Source organism: Rhizobium sp. 01N447_2 (genome assembly GCF_056399245.1).
Window position 1 is genome coordinate 16,078 of record NZ_JBFTQY010000064.1, and the last position, 19,486, is coordinate 35,563.

Consider the following 19,486-nt stretch of genomic DNA (forward strand, 5'->3'; position numbering starts at 1 on the left):
CCCACGATTAGAACATCGGCCGTCATCCGCAGGATAAGCCGCTACTCAACGTTTTCGGGGACATTATTCGCCAGTTCTTGCCTTGCTGCAGTTAGCTTTTGAAAAAGCGCTGGGTCACTCAAGGCCAGTATCTTGGCAGCGTATATACCCGCGTTTTTTGCTCCGGCCTCGCCGATTGCACACGTACCGACTGGGATTCCGGCAGGCATCTGTACAATCGAAAGAAGTGAATCCAATCCTTTTAACGACTTCGATTCGATCGGGACGCCGATCACGGGGATATCAGTGAGCGAAGCAGTCATGCCGGGCAGATGTGCGGCATATGCCGTTCCCGCTATAATGACCTTGATACCCCGGCCTGCGACCGCCTTCGCATATTCGTAAAGGCGCTCAGGAGTTCGATGTGCGGAAACAATCTTTGCTTCGTAAGGGATGTCGAACGCGATAAGCGCTTTTGTCGCCAGTTTCATCGTTGGCCAATCTGATCGGCTACCCATGATGATCGATACGACTGGCTCTGGCGACATGTTTGCTTTCCTGTGCAATGAGTTTGAAGTTCTCTGTGGCAACTATTGAAAAGACGTTGGCCAGGCCCCTCCGGCTCTGGCCGGGAAGCACGGCCTCAGCCGTTTGCTACAATACTTCTCGGAACCTTACTCAAAACGAAACCGCCTTGCCCTTCTTGAACGGCTCCATGCCCCGGCGGGCGAGTTCGTCGGCGCGTTCGTTTTCCGGGTGGCCGGCATGGCCCTTGACCCAGTGCAGCGTCACCTTGTGGCGGTCGCGGGCCGCCTCCAGCGCCTGCCAGAGTTCGGCATTCTTCACCGGCTTCTTGTCGGCGGTCTTCCAGCCGTTTTTCTTCCAGCCGAAAATCCACTTGGAAATGCCGTCCTTGACATAGGCGCTGTCGGTATAGAGATCGACCTCGCAAGGGCTCTTCAAGGCCGACAGCGCCGAGATTGCCGCCAGCAGCTCCATGCGATTGTTGGTCGTATCCGCCTCGCCGCCGCAAAGCTCCTTTTCGACATCGCCATAACGCAGCACCGCGCCCCAGCCGCCGGGGCCGGGATTGCCGGAGCATGCGCCGTCGGTGAAGATATCGACGTGTTTCATAGGCTCAATCCATATTCGGCGGGCGATTTGATCTGGCGGTGGAACCGCAGCTTGCGGAGATATTCGAGCGGGTCCTTCTTGGTGACCATGGCGCCCTCAGGCGTCGTCAGCCAGTCATAGAGCCGGGTCAGGAAGAAGCGCAGCGCCGACCCGCGCGACAGCACCGGCAAAGCTGCGATTTCGGCATCGCTCAGCGGCCGGACGCTCTGGTAACCCTCGAGCATCGCCGTGCCCTTGGTGATGTTATAGGCGCCGTCCTTCTCGAAGCACCAGGCATTCAGGCAGATCGAGACGTCATAGGCGAGCAGATCGTTGCAGGCGAAATAGAAATCGATCAGGCCGGAGAGCTGGTCGCCGAGGAAGAAGACGTTGTCGGGGAAGAGGTCGGCGTGGATGACGCCGGCCGGCAGGCCACTCGGCCAGGAGGCGGAGAGGAAATCGAGTTCGTTGCGGATCTCGGTCTGCAGGCCGGGCTCGACCTCGCCGGCGCGCGCTTCGGACTTTTCCCATAGCCCCCGCCAGCCGTCGATCGACAGCGCATTCGCCCGCTTCAACTCGAAACCATCGCCGGCCACATGCATCTCGGCCAGCGCCCTGCCCACTTCGCGGCAGTGCTTGGCCTCCGGCTTTCTCAGCCACATGCCTTCGAGGAAGGAGATCAGCGCCGCTGGGCGGCCGGACAGCGAGCCGAGCAGCGCGCCGTCCCGGCGCGGCAGCGGCAGCGGGCAGGACAGGCCGCGAGCAGAAAGATGCTGCATCAGGCCGAGGAAGAAAGGCAGGTCGCTCTTTTCCACACGCTTTTCATAGAGCGTCAGGATCAGCGGGTCCTTGGAGGTATGAAGCAGGAAATTGGAGTTTTCGACGCCTTCAGCGATCCCCTTGTAGGAAAGCAGCGTGCCTGCGTCATATTCCGTCAGGAACCATTTCAGATCGTCTTCGGCGATATCGGTATAGACTGCCAAGTGAGGTCTCGCCCTTCATGCCTTGTTGATGTTGGATTTGCCGGAGTGGACGCCAGGCCGAAGGCCGATCTAGCCGTTGACGAAGGCCATGTCGGCGGCCGTCAGCTCGATACTGCGCAGTTCGCGGTTGACGAGGAAGTTTTCGGTTTCCTGCACCGTTTCGGCCAGTTCGACGCGGGCGTCGAAGCGGGCGCGGAAAGCCTCGATGATCTCGTTGACGATGACTTCGGGTGCCGATGCGCCAGCGGAGAGGCCAAGCGTCGAAATCGCGCCGATCTCGCCCCAGTCGAGCTCGGCGGCGCGTTGCACGAGGATCGATTTCTTCGCCCCTGCCCTGAGCGCCACTTCGACGAGGCGCTTGGAGTTGGACGAATTCGGTGCGCCGACGATGATGAAGAGATCGCAGCCTGGGGCTGCCTGCTTCACCACTTCCTGGCGGTTGGTCGTCGCATAACAGATCGAGTCCGCTGCCGGCGCCGTCAGGTTCGGGAAGCGTTCGTGCAGGCGGGTGATGACGCCGGCGGTGTCGTCGACCGACAGCGTCGTCTGGGTGACATAGCCGAGATTATCGGGATCAACGGGGACATAGGCGTCGGCATCCTCGATCGTCTCGATCAGCGAAACGGACCCCTCCGGCAGCTGACCCATCGTGCCGATCACCTCGGGGTGGCCGGCATGACCGATGAGGACGACGTGGCGGCCGAGGCGATTGTGGCGCATCGCCTGCTTGTGGACCTTGGAGACCAGCGGGCAGGTGGCATCGAGATAGAAGAGGTTGCGGCTTGCCGCATCCTCCGGCACGGATTTCGGCACGCCATGGGCGGAGAAGACCACCGGCTGGGCGCGATGTTCGGCGGGGATTTCGTCCAGTTCCTCGACGAAGACTGCGCCCTTGGCCTCCAGCCCCTCGACGACATAACGATTGTGGACGATCTCATGGCGCACATAGACCGGCGCACCATAGGATTTCAGCGCCAGCACGACGATCTGGATGGCGCGGTCGACGCCGGCGCAGAAGCCGYGCGGGCCGCAGAGCCTGATCGTCAAAGGAGGTTTGGCCGCAATATTCATGTCTGTTCCGGGTTGAGAGATTTAGCGACCTCTAGCCCAATATGGTCGAGAATTGAAGTGATACTATTGCGGAGGTGTCTTGGCGCCCTTGCGAAACCAGGAGATCGCCACCACGACGACCAGTACGGCGGCCAGCCCGTACCAGGTGAAAGCATATTGCAGATGATCGTTCGGCAGATCCACCTGTGTGACGCCGCCGATCGGCAGGCCGGCCGGATTGGGGGTGGAATCGGCATCGACGAAAAAGGGAATGACGCTCGCTTTCTCCAGCCCGACGCTGGAGGCCATGACGTCGAGATCCTTCCAGTAGAAGATGTTCTTGGCGACGTCGTTGTCGGGCACCACCCAGGAGGGCTTGCCGGGAAGCTTTTCGCGCGCCAGGCCGGTGACGGTCTGCTGATCCGTCAACTGGCCCTGCATGCGCATTTCCGGCTCCTTGTTGTCAAAGGGAACGAAGCCGCGATTGACGAAGAGCGTGCGCCCGTCGGCAAGCTCCAGCGGGGTATAGATGTAATAGCCGGTCTGGCCGCGCCAGGTGGCGAAGAAGTGCCGCTCCTTGTTGTTGATGTAGCGGCCGGTGGCGGTGACCTTGCGGTATTCGATGTCGCCACCTGTCGCCGCCATCGCTTCGATGTCGGCAAGCGGCACGGGGCTTGCTGCCTGCCGCGCGGCGATATCGGCGAGCAGGCCTTCCTTCCAGTGAAGGCGCTCCACCTGCCAGGTGCCGAGCGAAATCAGGATGGCAAGGGCGATCAGCACCAGGATACCGGTCAAGACAGGCAGCCGGCGGCGCGACGTTACATGCACTATCTCAGTCACTCAGGCGTCCTTCGCGGGCATTATGACGGTATTGCATGGCGATCAGGATGCCCTTGAACCAGCGCAGCGTCAGCAGCGACAGGATAATCGTCAGCGGAGCGAAGAGCAGGATATGCACCCAGATCGGTGGCCCGTAATTCACCTGCAGCCACAGCACCATGCCGATGACGATGAAGCCGACGATGAGGATGACGAAGACGGCCGGGCCATCACCGGAATCGGCAAAGGAATAATCAAGGCCGCAGGCGGCGCAGCGCGGCTTTACGCCGAGCAGGCCGTCGAACAGCTTGCCCTGGCCGCAGCGCGGGCAGCAGCCCTTGATGCCAGTTTTCACCGGATCGACGGGGGGAAAATGGGCGCTGTCCTCGTTCATGGCATTCCTTATAGCGATCCTGGCGGCCGCGGCTTTTTCGATGCTGCCTTAACTCTCCCATAAAGTATTCGCAGGACGAAGGGAAATGCCTGCGTGATTTCGTCTCGCTGATAGTTCCTCACATCGGAATCGATGTGAGGAACTATCAGCAATTCAAAGTGTTACAGCGTCCTTGCCGCGTCTGAAAAGTCGCGCGGCGCTGTAGTGATTCGCGCCAAACAGAAGAAGAAGACTGATGACCGATGATAGCCATTCCGTGCAGATCATTATCCTGAACGGCGCGCCGCGGAGCGGCAAATCAAGCATCGCGCGCGCGGTACAGGAACACTTCGAGGGGCCGTGGATCAACCTCGGCGTCGACAGCTACAATGCCATGACACCGAAGCGCTACCTGCCGGGCATCGGACTGCGGCCGGGCGGCGAGCGGCCGGACCTGGAGGAACTGGTGCCGTTCTTTTATGCAGCACTCTACGAATCGATCGCCATCCATGCCAGCCTGGGGCTCAATGTCATCGCCGATCTCGGCCACCATGACAGCTATTCGCAGCCGCTCGGCATCCTCGGCGATTGCGCCCGGCGACTGGAAGACTTTCCCGTGCTGTTCGTCGGCGTGCGCTGTCCGATCGAGACGATCATGCAGCGGCGCGAGATTGCCCAGGAAGGGCGCGAGACGCTTTATCTCAGCGCCACGGAGGACGTGCCYGTTCCGGAACCGGTGCAACGCTGGCAGGACGCGGTGCATCGGCCCGGCATCTACGATATGGAGGTCGATACCTCAGTGTTGACACCGCTCGAGTGCGCCGAAGCGATCCGCCATCAGCTGGATCTCGGTATTCCCGAGCCTTCGGCTTTCGAACGGATCGCCGGGGCGCGCTGAGGCGATGAAAAGCGGGCACGGAGCCTTTACCTCGGCCGAAGAGATTGCCGCTGGCAGCCCTCATCCGGCTGCCGGCACCGTCCTTCGGACTCCCGTAAACGGGGCGAAGGGAATATGCTGCAACCTCTCGATTCCCTCTTCTCCCCAGCGGGGAGAAGCTGCCGTAGGGCGGATGAGGGGGCCGGCGAAGCCGGTCTTTCCAACAATATTCATGCGGGATTCGACCGCGCTCGCGTCGGCACGGCGGGATAGTTAAGATGAGAGGGCGTGCCGTGTGGCCCCCTCATCCGACCCTTCGGGCCACCTTTGCCTGGGTTGAGCCACCGGTCTCAACCCGTCCTTCGGACCCCCGCTGGGGAGAAGAGGACACATGCCGCAGCCTCTCCGTTCCTCGCCCGCTCTCGCATGGCACGTCCCGCGTCTCCGGAAAGGCGCGAGCTATCGCGGATCCCACCAACAAAAAAGGCGGGCACGAGGCCCGCCTTTTGCTTGACTATCGTTCCGATCAGCCGGCTGCGACGGGTGCGCCCCAGCCGCCCCAGACGTAGATGCAGAAGAACAGGAACAGCCAGACGACGTCGACGAAATGCCAGTACCAGGCGGCGGCCTCGAAGCCGAAATGCTGCTTCGGGGTGAAGTCGCCGCGCAGCGCCCGGATCAGGCAGACACCCAGGAAAATCGTGCCGACGAGGACGTGGAAACCGTGGAAGCCGGTCGCCATGAAGAAGGTCGCGCCGTAGATCGAATTCTTGAAKGCGAAGGGCGCGTGGGCATATTCATAGGCCTGGACGCTGGAGAACAACACGCCGAGCAGCACCGTCAGCGTCAGGCCCTGGATCAGGCCCTTGCGGTCGTTGTGCAGCAGCGCATGGTGCGCCCAGGTGACCGTCGTGCCCGACAAAAGCAGGATGACGGTGTTGTAGATCGGCAGGTGCCAGGGATCGAGGACCTCGATGCCCTTCGGCGGCCAGGTGCCGCCGGTATACAGCAGCCGCGAGGCCTGGATCGCTTCGTTCGGATAGAGGCTGGCGTCGAAATAGGCCCAGAACCAGGCGACGAAGAACATCACTTCCGAAGCGATGAACATGATCATGCCGTAGCGCAGGTGCAGCGAGACGACGCGGGTGTGGGCGCCCTCATGGGCTTCCTTCACCGTATCGGCCCACCAGCCGTACATCACGTAGAGAACCAGCGCGAAGCCGATATAAAAGAGCCAGGGATTGGCGAGCTCCGCACCGGCAACCTTGAACGAACCGCCGTTCAGGTAGCGCATGTAGCAGACGCCGCCGATCGCCATGATGAAGGCGCCGAGCGAAGCGATAATCGGCCACGGGCTCGGATCGATGATGTGATAGTCGTGATTCTTCTGGTGAGCATCGGCCATGTAGCTATCCCCGGATGTCTTCCTTCACTCCGCTCCCGGCATAGCCGGAAACGAGCCTTGATCAAAGTTTCTTTTCAATCTTCTCCGCTCCACCCTCATTCGAAGCCACCGGCTTCGGACCCTCTTTCGGGTAGAACGTATATGACAGCGTAACCGTATGGATATCCTTGGATTCCACGGCCTTGACGATTTCAGGATCGATGTAGAACACGACAGGCATGTCGAGCTTTTCGCCCGGCTTCAGGTCCGTTTCCGTAAAGCAGAAACATTGCACCTTGTTGAAATAGACGCCCGCTTCGCCAGGCGTGACGTTGAAAACCGCCTGGCCGCGCTGGGTCTCGTTCGAACGATTCTCGGCGGTGAAATTGACCTGGATCGTTTCGCCGATCTTCGGATTGACCTCGCGCTGGACCGGCTTGAATTCCCATTGCAGGCCGGGCGCGACATTGGCGTCGAAGGTGACGCGCATCGTGCGGTCGAGCACGACGCTCGACACCTGGTCGACGCGCTGGGTCGTGCCGTTATAGCCGGTCACCTGGCAGAAGATGCGGTAGAGCGGCACGGCGGCATAGCTCATCGCGCCCATGCCGAAGACGAAGCTCAGGCACATCATCACGACGGCGCCGTTGTTGCGGACCTGCTTCTTCGGTGCGGCGGGGTTATCGCTCATCCGGCCGCTCCCCCGCCGATCTTCACGATTGCCATCACGTAGAAGAGAACGACGAGGCCGGCAAGCACCAGCCCGAGAGCGACGTTGCGGTTGCGGCGCGACTTGAGCTGCTTTTCCGTGAGCTTGACCAATTCCATCAGAACCAACCTCCCGCATGCGAGACCAGCGCCGAGGCCAGCCGGTCGATCATCAGGGCGGAGAACACGGCGAAGAGATAGAAGATCGAGAAGCCGAAAAGCTTCTTCGCCGGGATCATCTTCAGATCGCCGTCGGGCATGCGCCAGACGGCGATGGAACAGTATATGAAGATGGCGCCGAGGGCGGCGGCAACGAGGCCATAACCGAAGCTCGCGAAACCGAGGAAGGACGGCAAGACAGCACAGACGGCTGTCAGCACCGCATAGGCGACGATCTGATGCTTGGTCACCCGCTCACCGGCGACGTTCGGCAGYATCGGCACGCCGACGGCCTCGTAATCGCGCATCTTGAAGAGGGCAAGCGCCCAGAAATGCGCCGGCGTCCACAGGAAGATGATGAGGAAGAGAACGGTGCTCTCGATCGTCACGCTGTTGGTCACGCAGGCCCAGCCGATCATCGGCGGGAAGGCGCCGGCGGCACCGCCGATGACGATGTTCTGCGGCGTCGAGCGCTTCAGCCACATGGTGTAGACGACGGCGTAGAAGAAGATGGTGAAGGCGAGGATGCCGGCCGAGAGCCAGTTGACCGCAAGGCCGAGAATCACCACCGAGAAGCCTGACAGCACCAGGCCGAAGGCGAGCGCCTCGGAAGGCGCGATACGGCCGGCCGGGATCGGACGGTTGGCGGTGCGGCTCATGATGGCGTCGATATCGGCGTCATACCACATGTTCAGCGCGCCGGAGGCGCCGGCGCCGACGGCGATACAGAGAATGGCGATCAGGCCGAGGACGGGATGGATGTGGCCCGGCGCCAGCACGAGACCGGCAAAGGCAGTGAAGACCACGAGCGACATCACCCGTGGCTTCAACAATTCGAAATAATCGCGCGCACTCGCTTCCGACAATTCGCCGTCCTTTGCAAGCACCTCGTGATTGTCGATGACCGTCATCATTCCGTCCTGAATGTCTTACCATCAGGACGCCGTATCGAATGCGGCGTCCTGATGTCCGCGCAAATTACTTGATGCGCGGAAGCTGTTCCCACTGGTGATAGGGCGGCGGCGAAGGCAGCTGCCATTCGAGCGTCGTTGCACCCTCACCCCACGGATTGTCGCCGGCGACACGCTTCCTGGCGAAGGCTTCGAAGACGCCGTAAAGGAAGATCAGCACGCCGAAAGCCGAGATGTAGGAGCCGATCGAGGAAACATAGTTCCAGCCGGCAAAGGCATCCGGATAATCGATGTAGCGGCGCGGCATGCCGGCGAGGCCGAGGAAGTGCTGCGGGAAGAACACCAGGTTGACGCCGATGAACATGATCCAGAAATGCRGCTTGCCGACCAACTCGTTGTACATGTAGCCGGTCATCTTCGGGAACCAGTAGTACCAGCCGGCGAAGATCGCGAAGACGGCGCCGAGCGACAGAACGTAGTGGAAGTGGGCCACGACGTAATAGGTGTCATGCAGCGAGCGGTCGAGACCGGCATTGGCAAGCTGGACGCCGGTGACGCCGCCGACCGTGAACAGGAAGATGAAGCCGATCGCCCAGAGCATCGGCGTGCGGAACGAGATCGAGCCGCCCCACATCGTCGCGATCCAGGAGAAGATCTTCACGCCCGTCGGAACGGCGATGACCATCGTCGCGAAGACGAAGTAGCGCTGCGCGTCGAGCGACAGGCCGACCGTGTACATGTGGTGGGCCCAAACGACGAAGCCGACGGCGCCGATCGCAACCATGGCGTAGGCCATACCGAGGTAGCCGAAGATCGGCTTCTTCGAGAAGGTCGAGATGATGTGGCTGACCATGCCGAAGCCCGGCAGGATGAGGATGTAGACCTCGGGGTGACCGAAGAACCAGAACAGGTGCTGGTAAAGGATCGGATCGCCGCCGCCTTCCGGAGAGAAGAAGGAGGTGCCGAAGTTACGGTCGGTGAGCAGCATGGTGATGCCGCCTGCCAGAACCGGCAGCGACAGCAGCAGCAGGAAGGCGGTGATCAGCACGGACCAGGCAAACAGCGGCATCTTGTGCAGCGTCATGCCGGGAGCGCGCATGTTGAGGATCGTGGTGATGAAGTTGATCGCACCGAGGATCGACGAGGCGCCGGCAATGTGCAGCGCAAAGATCGCAAGATCGACCGCCGGTCCCGGCGTGCCGGTTGTGGCCAGCGGCGGATACATCGTCCAGCCGCCGCCCGTGCCATAAGCGCCTGCCGGGCCTTCGACGAACATCGACAGCAGCAGCAGCGCGAAGGCGGGAACGATCAGCCAGAAGGAAATGTTGTTGAGGCGCGGGAAGGCCATGTCGGGGGCGCCGATCATGATCGGCACCATCCAGTTGGCGAAACCGCCGATCATCGCCGGCATGACCATGAAGAAGATCATGATCAGCGCGTGCGCTGTCGTGAACATGTTGAACATCTGCTTGGCGCCGTCGATCGCGGCATCGCCTTCATAGCCGTAGACCATCGAGGCCAGGCCGTGGAAGATCTGGATGCCCGGTTCCTGCAGCTCCATGCGCATAGCGACGGACAGCGCGCCGCCGATGATGCCGGCAATGATCGCGAAGATCAGGTAGAGCGTGCCGATGTCCTTGTGGTTGGTCGAGAACAGCCAGCGATTGGCAAAGCTCGGCTTGTGCCCGTGATCGTGGTGATCGTCATGCGCGTGGTCATGATGGGCGTGATCATGAGAATGATCGTCGTGAGCGGAAGGTCCAGCCATTGTCCCGATCCCCTTAATTACTGTGCTTCGGCGACGTCGAGGGTCTTTGCGGGACCATCGGTTGCGGCCATGAGTGTCTTGTAGGCGCCGGGCAGGTCGCTGGCGGCTGCGGTCAGCCACTGCTTGTACTTGTCCTCGGAGACGACGCGGATGGCGATCGGCATGAACGCATGGTCCTTGCCGCAGAGCTCGGAACACTGGCCGTAGAACAGGCCTTCGCGCTCGGCCCTGAACCAGGTCTCGTTCAGGCGGCCCGGCACGGCATCGATCTTGACGCCGAAGGAAGGCATGGCGAAGGCGTGGATGACGTCGGTCGGCGCAGAGGTCACGAGAACGCGGACCGTCTTGTTGACCGGCAGGACCAGTTCGTTGTCGACGGCGAGAAGTCTGGGATAGATCGACTTGTCTTCCTTGCCGGCGGCCGCGCGGTCCTGATCCTTCAGCAGGTAAGAATCGAAAGCGAGCGGGCTTTCGCCCGAACCTTCATATTCGTAGTTCCACTGCCACTGGGTGGCGGTCGCCTTGATCGTCACATCGGGGTTTTCCGGCAGCGTCAGCTGCGCGGTCAGCAGGTTGAACGAAGGAATGGCGAGCAGAAGAAGCACCAGGACCGGCCCCACGGTCCAGGCAATCTCGATCAGCGTATTGTGGCTCGTCTTCGAGGGAACCGGGTTCGCGCTGGCGCGGAACTTGAAACAGACGACGATGAGCAGGACCAGAACGAAAAGCGTGATCGGAACGATAAACCACAGGGTATATTGTTCGAACCAGTGGATTTCCCGCATGATCGGCGTTGCCGCCGGCTGCAGCGTCGCCTGCCACGGCATGGGCTGGTCGGCATATGTGCCGGAAGCAAAAAGCAGACAGACCAGCGTGGTCAGGGCTGCATAAGCCTTCTTCATCACCTTATTATCTCCCTCGAGCGCTTGACCTGCAAAATAGAACGCAGAATCCTTGCCATCTTCAGCGCTTCAAACCACAGTTTGGCATTCGCCGCAACAGGTCAGAGCAATTGTCTATGCGGCATTTTTGCTCAAAGCATAGGCAGGCCAGAACGGCAAAACATCCCAAGTTTTTCATCAGCATATGAAAAATCGGCTTTCCGGCCAATCCGCACGCTGCACATTATTTGCGAAAGGTCCAATTTCCGCCGCAGTCCCCCGGTTTTCACGGGGTGGGGCTTTTCATTTTTGGTGGGCAGCTTCAACAATAGCCGCAATGATTCGATATCCAGAGGTTTCCATGGGTTTCCGTTCCCTCGCGCAGTCGCTTCTCCTGACTGCCAGCATCGCGGCCGCAGCGACGACGCCCGTTTTCGCACAGCAGCAGCCCACCCCGTCGCAGGCCAAGCCGCCCGCTTCGGCGACGGCGCCGACCCCTGCTCCGGCGCCGCAGCAGCCGAGCGCCGCCAAACCGAATGTCGAACAGGTGATGCCCGGCCAGACGCAGCCGCCGGCGCCCGGCACGGTAAAGTCCAATCATGGCGCGTGGTCTGTCGTCTGCGACAAGCCGGCCGGGGCTTCGACCGAACAATGCGCGCTGATGCAGAACGTCATCGCCGAGGATCGCCCGGAAGTCGGGCTGTCCGTCGTCGTCTTGAAGACAGCCGACCGCAAGTCGAAGATTCTCCGCGTGCTGGCGCCGCTCGGCGTGCTGCTGCCGAACGGCCTTGGGCTCAATGTCGACGGCAAGGATATCGGCCGCGCCTATTTCGTCCGCTGCTTCGCCGATGGCTGTTATGCCGAGGTCGTGCTCGAGGACGAGCTGCTCAAGACCTTCCGCAGCGGCGCCCAGGCCACCTTCATCGTCTTCCAGACCCCGGAAGAAGGCATCGGCATCCCCGTCGACCTCAAGGGCTTCGCGGAAGGTTTCGACGCTCTGCCGTGAGGTCAACTGCCGTCTGCCATGGCCAGCCCCTCATCCGGCTGCCGCCACCTCTCGCGGGGCACGTCCCCTCGCCCCGTTTACGGGGAGAGGGTTAGGTGAGGGGCAGAGGTTTTCGGAACCGCGCCGCCGCCAGACCCCCGTGCCCACACGGACCATGTTCAGCTCGGCAATAAGCCCAGAACCCTAATCATATTCGGAAAAGCTACAAACATATTCAGAGTGATCGCCTGCATCGACGATATAACCAGGCATCTCATCTGCGCTGCCATCACGGGGACGGGTGGGAGAGTATATTTCCAGCCTTTTTCCGGTGCGCCTTTCGATCTCATCCCTGAGCGCGGCAGCGGGCTTCGATAACAGGATGTTATAGGATGATACTGTTAGACATCCATCATTCGACTGTCCCGAAGCCGGGATTTCGAATGCGGAATATTGATTTCCGAAGAACTCGCCCGGCTTGTTTATCACTGGCGAGGCAATCCCGGCCCCGCCCTTGCATTCCTCCCGGACGATCACATCCCCGGCCGCGATATGCTTTTGAACTTGGGCCTTTTGATATCCCCTCACGACCAGCTTCTTTTCGTCGAAGTTGAAATAGATCATTCCGTCCACCGCGAGGCATTCCTCCGGATCGGGAAAGACCTTCTCAAGCCAGTTATCGGCCGCCAGTCCCGTCACGGGAAAAAGAAGAGCGAGAACGACTCCACTCGCACCACGTGTCATCATTTCGAACAAATCGGCCCCCAAACTGATCATCTCAAAACAGCCACGCCGCCACCCAGCGCGAAACGACAAAACGCTTACATCTCTTTCGAAGGACGTTCCATCTCCCGAGATCGCCCTGCACAACAAAGAATATTCGACGGTAGGGCTTCACTCCTTGTTATATGGAGCCCTATCTAGGGAGTAAGTGCACTCCTGAACGCATGCCCATTGGAGCCATACCATGAACACCGATCTCCTGACGCTTTTCGATGCCGACGAAGCGACGATGCGCGGCCTTGTCGCCGAGGCCTTGTCCGGCGCCGATGACGGCGAACTGTTCATCGAACATGCGCAGGCGGAAGCGCTGACCTTCGACAATGGCCGGCTGAAGGGCGGCAGCTTCAACACCGAACAGGGTTTCGGCCTGCGCGCCGTTGCCGGCGAAGCGGTCGGCTACGCCCATGCCGGCGATCTCTCGGTGGCGGCGCTGAAGCGGGCGGCCGATGCCGTCGGCGCGGTGACGCGCGGCTATTCCGGCTCCTATGCGGCAGCGCCTCAGGGCACCAACAAGAAATTCTACAGCGACGAGAACCCGATCGGCCAGCCGAGCTTCGAGGAGAAGGTCAAGGTCCTGCAGGACATCGACGCCTATCTCAGGGGCAAGAACGACAAGGTGCGGCAGGTGACGGCCTCGGTCGCCGCAAGCTGGCAGGTCGTCGATATACTCCGGGCCGACGGGCATCGTGTGCGCGACATCAGGCCGATGACGCGCATCAACATTTCGGTCATGGTCGGCGAAGGCGATCGGCAGGAGAGCGGCTCCTATGGCCACGGCGGGCGCATCGGCTTCGGCGATTTCATCGCCGAGGGCAGCTGGCAATACGGCGCCGACGAGGCGTTGCGCCAGGCGCTCGTCAATCTCGAGGCGATCGATGCGCCGGCGGGCACAATGGACGTCGTTCTCGGCTCCGGCTGGCCGGGCGTGATGCTGCACGAGGCTGTTGGTCACGGGCTGGAAGGCGATTTCAACCGCAAGAAGACCTCGGCCTTTGCCGGCCTCCTCGGCCAGATGGTCGCCGCTCCCGGCGTCACCGTCGTCGATGACGGCACGATCGACAATCGCCGCGGCTCGATCACCATCGATGACGAGGGTACGCCGTCTGCCTACAACGTGCTGATCGAAAACGGCAAGCTCGTCGGCTATATGCAGGATCGGCAGAATGCCCGGCTGATGGGCATGGCGCCGACCGGCAACGGCCGCCGCCAGGGCTATTCCCATGTGCCGATGCCGCGCATGACCAACACTTATATGCTCGGCGGCGACAAGACGCCCGAGGAGATCATCGCCTCGGTGAAGAAGGGCATCTATGCCGTCTCCTTCGGCGGCGGCCAGGTTGATATCACCTCCGGCAAGTTCGTCTTCGGCTGCACCGAGGCCTATCTGATCGAGAACGGCAAGGTCGGCGCGCCGATCAAGGGCGCGATGCTGATCGGCAACGGTCCGGATGCGATGAAGCGGGTGTCGATGATCGGCAACGACATGAAGCTCGATACCGGCATCGGCAATTGCGGCAAGGCCGGCCAATGGGTTCCGGTCGGCGTCGGCCAGCCGCATCTGCGCATGGATCAGGTGACGGTCGGCGGCACCCAGACCTGAGGCAAAAGGACCTGTCATGGCGGACGTCGAAATCAGGACCTTCACAGCCGATGACGCCGATGCCGTGCTTTCGGTGATCCTGCCGATCCAGCGCGAGGAGTTCGGCATCGATATCACCGCGGATGCGCAGCCGGATCTCAGGGTCATCCCGGATTTCTATCAGTCCGGCAAAGGGCAGTTCTGGGTCGCCGTCAAGGATGGCGCCATCGTCGGCACGGTCGGGCTCAAGGATATCGGCAAAAACCAGGCGGCGTTGCGCAAGATGTTCGTCTCTGCTGCGGTTCGCGGCCACGAGCATGGCGTGGCGGCGCGGCTTCTCGATCGGCTGTTGACCCATGCCAGGGATGCCGGCCTCACCGATATCTTCCTCGGCACAACCGACAAGTTCGTCGCCGCGCATCGCTTCTACGAGAAGAACGGCTTTACCGAGATTGCCAAGAGCGCCCTGCCCCGCACCTTCCCGCTGATGGCGGTGGACAGCAAATTCTACCGATATAAGGTCGGCTGACCTAAGCTTCGGGAAGGTCATGAAGGCGCAGCCGGATTTTCCGAAGACGGACGGCCCTGGCTAAACTGCGTCCGGTCGTCGCGGCGCGTACCAGCGGGATCCACGGTGGCAGGCGTCGAGACTACCCCGCGCATGTGTTTATCCCGTCGCGAACGATCACCGCCCACTTTGGTCCGAGCCTTTCGCGAGCGGAAAGAGCCCTTTCACTTCCTGGCTCGCCCTCTTTGAACATCCTGACCGCCAGATCCTGATTATGGCCGCCTGCGACGAAAGTGGGACCAGGATTGTAAACGGTGTTGCCGCTGTAGTAGCCGGTGTTCCCGTAAACCGTCGCCGTGCCCGTTGTCGTGTATGATCCAGGCATTTGGACGACGCGGGTGGTGTCCGCGCCTGCTTGCCCGAGGATGATGTATCGATCGTAGCCGGCCTTGATCGTCTCGATCGCTGCCTGCTTCTCGGCGACTTTCATCGCACCGATATTGCCGCATACTGGAGCGGCTTCTGTCTTGATGATGAGTTCGTTCTCCGAGGTGCGCATGGAACTGGATGCCGCACAGGAGGAGAGGAGCGCGGCCGTAAGCACGATAGCATTCTTGAATTTCATATAAGTCCCCAGAAAGTCTTCCCAAACTATGATTGGGTTGTGTTTTCGCAATAGAAGAAATCGTGAAGTTTAAAAGAAACCAGGCGCACCCCAGCCGTATCCACAGAAAGTTTTGCGGCTGAATACTTTCGCGTAACTCTTGCGACGGGTTTGATGTTCTTGTCCTGCATCAGCCCTTCGACGTCAGCGCCGGCTGAAACCGCCACTTCCGTTCGATGGCGGCGGCAAGATCGATATCGTTGCGGCGGGCAAAGAGCAGGATATGGCCGAGCAGATCGGCGGTTTCGTCAGCGAGATCGCGGTCGAGTTCTTCCGGCGTCCGGTCCCTGCGGCGGCCGCGGCCGGTGACGCGGTTCCAGGCCTGGGTGAGTTCGCCCACCTCCTCCTGCAGCTTCAACAGAAACCAGTCGGGGTCCCGCTCGATGCCGTTGGCTGCGGCATAGGCCGCGGATGAGGTTTCGAACTGGTCGGCGAGACGGCGCAGCATGAGCGTTCTCCTTTTGTTTATGGAGAAGATGCTGATTCCCGACAATTGTCCAGAACGGGATTGCCCAGAGTGCCGGGCGGCGATCAACCGCGATCCGGCAGCAGCATGCAGTCATAGGAGCGCTGCTTCAGCGCATCGCAGGCCGAGACGGCGGCATCCTTGCTGGCGAAGCCGACGAAGCGGGCGCGATAGATCTTGTTGGCCCCCTGCCCGACCGCCTCGGTATAGGGCGAAGCGGACACGAGCGGCGCGCCGGCTTCGGACTTTGCCTGGGCGAGAAGCGCACGTGCGGCGTCGGCGCTGGGAGCGGCCGAGATCTGGATCTGCCAGTCGCCATTGGTCTTCTCTGCTGATGTCTCCGGTGTCTTGCCGGCGTTCAGGATCTCATCCATCGCGACCGGACGCTCCAGCGGCACGACGGCGTCATCGGCATAGGCCAGGCTCTTGGCTGCGAGATCGTCGACTTGCCGCGGTGCGTTGAGCGGCACCGGAACATCGGACGCGTCGGCGGCGGACGCGACTTCGACAGTTTCCTTGGCGCCGACACTCGCCACCAGCTTTGCGCCGCCGGAAGACGAGGCACGGCCGAGATAACGGTCGAGCAAACCAGCCATCTTGTCGTCGCGGCTGCGGGCAGTGCGGCCGCCGAGCACGACGCCGACCACGCGGCGGTTGCCGTCCCGGACGGCGCTGACGAGGTTGAAGCCGGAGGCGTTGGTATAACCGGTCTTGATGCCGTCCATGCCCTGGTAGCGGTACATGAGATTGTTGTGGCCGCGCACGGTCCGGCCGCGGAAATTGAAACTTGCCGTCGAAAACAGCCGATATTCGTTCGGATAATTCTTCATCAAGGCGACGGCGAGCGTCGACATGTCCCGCGCCGTGGTGACCTGGCGGCCGTCCGGCAGGCCGGAAGCATTGACGAAGACGGTGCGGCTCATGCCAAGCTGGCGGGCCTTCGCCGTCATCACCCGGGCAAAACCGCTTTCCGAGCCGGCGAGCTTCTCGCCCATGGCGGAGGCGGCATCATTGGCGGATTTGACGATCATGCCATAGACCGCCTCGCGCACGGTGATCGTGCCGCCCGCCTTGACGCCAAGCTTGGTCGGCGGCCGTGCGGCGGCGTATTTCGATATCCTGATCGGGGTGTCCCAGGCGATCTTGCCGCGTTTCAACGCCTCGAAGGTGAGATAGAGCGTCATCATCTTCGTCAGCGAGGCCGGATGGTTCAGCGTATCGGCGTTTTCGGCGGCGAGAACCTTGCCGGTCCGGGCATCGAGGATCAGCGAAGCATTTCCGGCAAGGGCCGCAAGAGGCGCCGAAACGGCAAGCGTTACGGTCAACACAGCCGCCAAAAGCTTTCTCATGCACTTTCCCCTCATACCCTGGCCCCTCATACGCTGGCCCCTCATACGCTGGCCCCTGATGCGCAGCCCTCGATGCAGGCTTTCGGTCAGACCGGCGTTTGTGCCGTAATGTGACAGAAGCCGTAAGTTTGGCGCGACTTTGAGGCAACGCCTATCATTTTTCTAGTCTTTTCATCACCTTGGTTAACAGGAAATCAAAGACCTGTTCCGAACAGGGATTCAGCAAGGCTTAAGTCGCACTTGCTAGTTTGCGGCAAAGGCAAGGAACGGGCGCCGCATGACGGGACAATTCAAGCGATTGGCAAAACGCGCAGCGATCGGCGCCGGGCTCGAGCTTTCCTGGCTACTTGGCTCGGCCGGGCTGATGCGCGAAGCGCGCGGGCGCGGCGTCGTCTTCACGCTGCATCATGTCCGCCCGCACGTRCCAGAGGCCTTCGAACCGAATGCGCATCTCGAAATCACCCCGCGTTTTCTCGACGCGGCGCTGCGGCGGCTGAAGCGACAGGGCTATCGTTTCGTGCCGCTCGATCAGGTGCCGGCGCTGCTGGCAGAGCCCGAGGGCGCACAGCCGTTTGCGGCCTTCACGCTCGACGACGGATACAGCAACAATCTGGAACATGCGCTGCCGGTGTTCGAGCGGCATCAGGCGCCGTTCACGGTATTCGTCGCCAAGGGTTTTGCCGAGGGCTCTCACAGCATCTGGTGGGAGACGCTGGCGATCCTCTTGCGCCAGGCGCCGGAAATCCGCTTCGATTTCGGCCGCGGCATGGAGCGCCTGGTGCTCGACAGCCCGCAGCAGCAATGGCATGCCTTCGACCGTTTTGCCGCCTATATCCACCGCTCCGACGAGGCGCGCGCCGTCGCCGCCATCGATCTGCTGGCGCGGGAAAACGGCATCGAGCCGACGGATATCGTCCGCGAACTGGTGATGGGCCCTGGCGAATTGCAATGGCTCGCCAGCCATCCGCTCGCAGCGCTTGGCGCCCATACGATCAGCCATCGCGCGCTCGCCCGCCTGCCGGAAGCCGAAGCGCGAATCGAGATGCAGGCTTCGGCGGATTACCTCGAGGCGGTGACCGGCATCCGTCCCGAGACGATCGCCTATCCCTACGGCACGCGGGAGGCTGCGACCGCCCGCGAGGCGCGCATCGCACGCAATCTCGGCTTTACCCTCGCGGTCACCACGCAACCCGGGCTGCCCGCAGCGCGGCTCACCGGCTATCTCCCGCGCATTTCGCTCAACGGATTCTACCAGAAGCGACGCTATGTCTCGGCGCTTGCTTCCGGCATACCGCTGAAGCTGATGGGCCGGTAAAGCCCCTTACGGGTACATCCGCACCTTGTCCCATTCGCCTTCCGGTGATGGTCGGCGGAATTCGACCCGGTCGTGCAGGCGGAATTTCTGATCTTTCCAGAATTCGATCGAGGTCGGCCGGATGCGGAAGCCCGACCAATGGGCGGGGCGCGGAATCTCGCCGATGGCATAACGCGCGGTATATTCAGCCACGGCCTTTTCCAGCGCGAAACGGCTTTCGAGCGGACGGGATTGTCTGGAGGCCCAAGCGCCGATGCGGCTGCCGCGCGCCCGTGTCTTGAAATAGGCGTCGGCTTCGGCGTCGGTGACAATCTCGACGGGGCCGCGCAGCCGCACTTGGCGGCGCAGGCTTTTCCAGTGAAAGCACATGGCAGCCTTTTTCTGGCCAAGAATTTCGCGGCCTTTCTGGCTCTCGAAATTGGTGTAGAAGACGAAACCGTCGTCGTCGAATCCCTTCAGGAGAACCATGCGGACATTCGGAAGACCATCCTCATCGACCGTCGCCAGCGCCACCGCATTAGGGTCGTTGGGCTCGGAGGCCTCCGCTTCTTTCAGCCATTCGGCAAAGAGCTTGAAGGGCTCGCCACTTTCGGTAAAGTCACCGCTTGTTAACTCGTTTGCCGACATATTGGTTCAAATGCCCCGGATTATTCAAAACTCGCCCAGCTTTTGATAACTGGACAGGATGCAGGGTGGAAGTCATAGCAAAGTCATCTCGCCATTCAAGGGGCCTGCGGCGACGCAGCCGCGCGTTCTTCGTCATCGGCACCGCGGTGTTGTCGCTCTCTGGCTGCGTCGGCGGCGGCATGGATTTCTTGAGTGATGCCAAGGT

Annotated in this window: 22 protein-coding genes and 1 pseudogene; 6 read left to right on the plus strand and 17 right to left on the minus strand. The window is 61.4% G+C overall.

From position 1 onward, the window contains the following. Positions 1-41: 41 nt before the first annotated feature. The 6 genes from purE to AC1ECN_RS30075 form a co-directional block, all read right to left on the minus strand. On the minus strand, positions 42-527 hold the full coding sequence (gene purE, locus AC1ECN_RS30050) for a 5-(carboxyamino)imidazole ribonucleotide mutase (protein WP_130725818.1): 486 nt from the start codon (positions 525-527) through the stop codon (positions 42-44). 130 nt (positions 528-657) lie between these two features. Continuing rightward, complete coding sequence (gene rnhA / locus AC1ECN_RS30055; protein ID WP_003545999.1) at positions 658-1,113, minus strand: ribonuclease HI; 456 nt, start codon at positions 1,111-1,113, stop codon at positions 658-660. After that, on the minus strand, positions 1,110-2,075 hold the full coding sequence (locus AC1ECN_RS30060) for a homoserine kinase (RefSeq protein ID WP_130672085.1): 966 nt from the start codon (positions 2,073-2,075) through the stop codon (positions 1,110-1,112). The genes rnhA and AC1ECN_RS30060 overlap by 4 nt, the downstream gene beginning before the upstream one ends. Before the next feature lie 69 nt (positions 2,076-2,144). Next, positions 2,145-3,146, minus strand: coding sequence for a 4-hydroxy-3-methylbut-2-enyl diphosphate reductase (gene ispH / locus AC1ECN_RS30065; RefSeq protein WP_477954987.1), 1,002 nt, complete (start codon positions 3,144-3,146; stop codon positions 2,145-2,147). A 63-nt stretch (positions 3,147-3,209) separates the two neighbouring features. Then, entirely contained in the window at positions 3,210-3,965 is a 756-nt protein-coding gene (locus AC1ECN_RS30070; RefSeq protein WP_130672083.1) for an SURF1 family protein, read from the minus strand. Continuing rightward, complete coding sequence (locus AC1ECN_RS30075; RefSeq protein WP_003545995.1) at positions 3,958-4,338, minus strand: DUF983 domain-containing protein; 381 nt, start codon at positions 4,336-4,338, stop codon at positions 3,958-3,960. The genes AC1ECN_RS30070 and AC1ECN_RS30075 overlap by 8 nt, the downstream gene beginning before the upstream one ends. 235 nt (positions 4,339-4,573) lie before the next feature. On the opposite strand from AC1ECN_RS30075, the gene AC1ECN_RS30080 reads away from it, so the two are divergent. Continuing rightward, positions 4,574-5,215 (plus strand): chloramphenicol phosphotransferase CPT family protein, encoded by a 642-nt coding sequence (locus tag AC1ECN_RS30080; RefSeq protein ID WP_130672082.1) that lies wholly within the window; start codon positions 4,574-4,576, stop codon positions 5,213-5,215. 505 nt (positions 5,216-5,720) lie between these two features. Here the strand turns inward: AC1ECN_RS30080 and AC1ECN_RS30085 are convergent. From AC1ECN_RS30085 to coxB, 6 genes are all read right to left on the minus strand, one after another. Next, positions 5,721-6,599: a cytochrome c oxidase subunit 3 gene (locus AC1ECN_RS30085; RefSeq protein WP_018069105.1), complete on the minus strand. Its 879-nt coding sequence runs from the start codon at positions 6,597-6,599 to the stop codon at positions 5,721-5,723. Between the two features lie 61 nt (positions 6,600-6,660). Next, a complete protein-coding gene (locus AC1ECN_RS30090) occupies positions 6,661-7,269 on the minus strand; it encodes a cytochrome c oxidase assembly protein (protein ID WP_130672081.1) in 609 nt (202 codons plus the stop codon). Next, positions 7,266-7,406 (minus strand): hypothetical protein, encoded by a 141-nt coding sequence (locus AC1ECN_RS30095; RefSeq protein ID WP_165406120.1) that lies wholly within the window; start codon positions 7,404-7,406, stop codon positions 7,266-7,268. The genes AC1ECN_RS30090 and AC1ECN_RS30095 overlap by 4 nt, the downstream gene beginning before the upstream one ends. Continuing rightward, positions 7,406-8,356, minus strand: a complete 951-nt coding sequence (locus AC1ECN_RS30100) for a heme o synthase (protein ID WP_477954989.1) — start codon at positions 8,354-8,356, stop codon at positions 7,406-7,408. Before AC1ECN_RS30100 ends, AC1ECN_RS30095 begins: the two co-directional genes overlap by 1 nt. Positions 8,357-8,423: 67 nt before the next feature. Continuing rightward, the gene (gene ctaD / locus AC1ECN_RS30105; protein ID WP_477954991.1) at positions 8,424-10,124 is read right to left on the minus strand and encodes a cytochrome c oxidase subunit I; all 1,701 of its coding nucleotides are present in this window, start codon (positions 10,122-10,124) and stop codon (positions 8,424-8,426) included. A gap of 17 nt (positions 10,125-10,141) precedes the next feature. After that, positions 10,142-11,026, minus strand: coding sequence for a cytochrome c oxidase subunit II (gene coxB / locus AC1ECN_RS30110; protein ID WP_032983170.1), 885 nt, complete (start codon positions 11,024-11,026; stop codon positions 10,142-10,144). Between the two features lie 316 nt (positions 11,027-11,342). Between coxB and AC1ECN_RS30115 the strand changes: the two genes are divergently transcribed. Continuing rightward, entirely contained in the window at positions 11,343-12,011 is a 669-nt protein-coding gene (locus tag AC1ECN_RS30115) for an invasion associated locus B family protein (protein WP_197727381.1), read from the plus strand. A 183-nt stretch (positions 12,012-12,194) separates the two neighbouring features. On the opposite strand, the gene AC1ECN_RS30120 is transcribed toward AC1ECN_RS30115, so the two are convergent. Continuing rightward, positions 12,195-12,767, minus strand: a complete 573-nt coding sequence (locus AC1ECN_RS30120) for a hypothetical protein (RefSeq protein ID WP_130672079.1) — start codon at positions 12,765-12,767, stop codon at positions 12,195-12,197. A gap of 190 nt (positions 12,768-12,957) precedes the next feature. Here AC1ECN_RS30120 and tldD point away from each other — a divergent pair, with 190 nt between their 5' ends. Next, a complete protein-coding gene (gene tldD / locus AC1ECN_RS30125) occupies positions 12,958-14,373 on the plus strand; it encodes a metalloprotease TldD (RefSeq protein WP_130672078.1) in 1,416 nt (471 codons plus the stop codon). Positions 14,374-14,389: 16 nt separating this feature from the next. Further along, on the plus strand, positions 14,390-14,881 hold the full coding sequence (locus AC1ECN_RS30130) for a GNAT family N-acetyltransferase (RefSeq protein WP_130672077.1): 492 nt from the start codon (positions 14,390-14,392) through the stop codon (positions 14,879-14,881). Positions 14,882-15,002: 121 nt separating this feature from the next. On the opposite strand, the gene AC1ECN_RS30135 is transcribed toward AC1ECN_RS30130, so the two are convergent. The 3 genes from AC1ECN_RS30135 to AC1ECN_RS30145 form a co-directional block, all read right to left on the minus strand. After that, positions 15,003-15,485 (minus strand): hypothetical protein, encoded by a 483-nt coding sequence (locus AC1ECN_RS30135; protein ID WP_130672076.1) that lies wholly within the window; start codon positions 15,483-15,485, stop codon positions 15,003-15,005. Positions 15,486-15,654: 169 nt separating this feature from the next. After that, a complete protein-coding gene (locus AC1ECN_RS30140) occupies positions 15,655-15,972 on the minus strand; it encodes a nucleoside triphosphate pyrophosphohydrolase family protein (protein WP_130672075.1) in 318 nt (105 codons plus the stop codon). A gap of 83 nt (positions 15,973-16,055) precedes the next feature. Further along, positions 16,056-17,339: a serine hydrolase gene (locus tag AC1ECN_RS30145; protein WP_130672074.1), complete on the minus strand. Its 1,284-nt coding sequence runs from the start codon at positions 17,337-17,339 to the stop codon at positions 16,056-16,058. A 277-nt stretch (positions 17,340-17,616) separates the two neighbouring features. Between AC1ECN_RS30145 and AC1ECN_RS30150 the strand changes: the two genes are divergently transcribed. Next, a complete protein-coding gene (locus tag AC1ECN_RS30150) occupies positions 17,617-18,654 on the plus strand; it encodes a polysaccharide deacetylase family protein (protein WP_130672073.1) in 1,038 nt (345 codons plus the stop codon). Between the two features lie 6 nt (positions 18,655-18,660). Here the strand turns inward: AC1ECN_RS30150 and pdxH are convergent, their stop codons facing one another. Further along, positions 18,661-19,281: a pyridoxamine 5'-phosphate oxidase gene (gene pdxH, locus AC1ECN_RS30155; protein ID WP_072639439.1), complete on the minus strand. Its 621-nt coding sequence runs from the start codon at positions 19,279-19,281 to the stop codon at positions 18,661-18,663. Between the two features lie 65 nt (positions 19,282-19,346). On the opposite strand from pdxH, the pseudogene AC1ECN_RS30160 reads away from it, so the two are divergent. Continuing rightward, positions 19,347-19,486: pseudogene (locus AC1ECN_RS30160) on the plus strand (RT0821/Lpp0805 family surface protein); the annotation flags it as partial.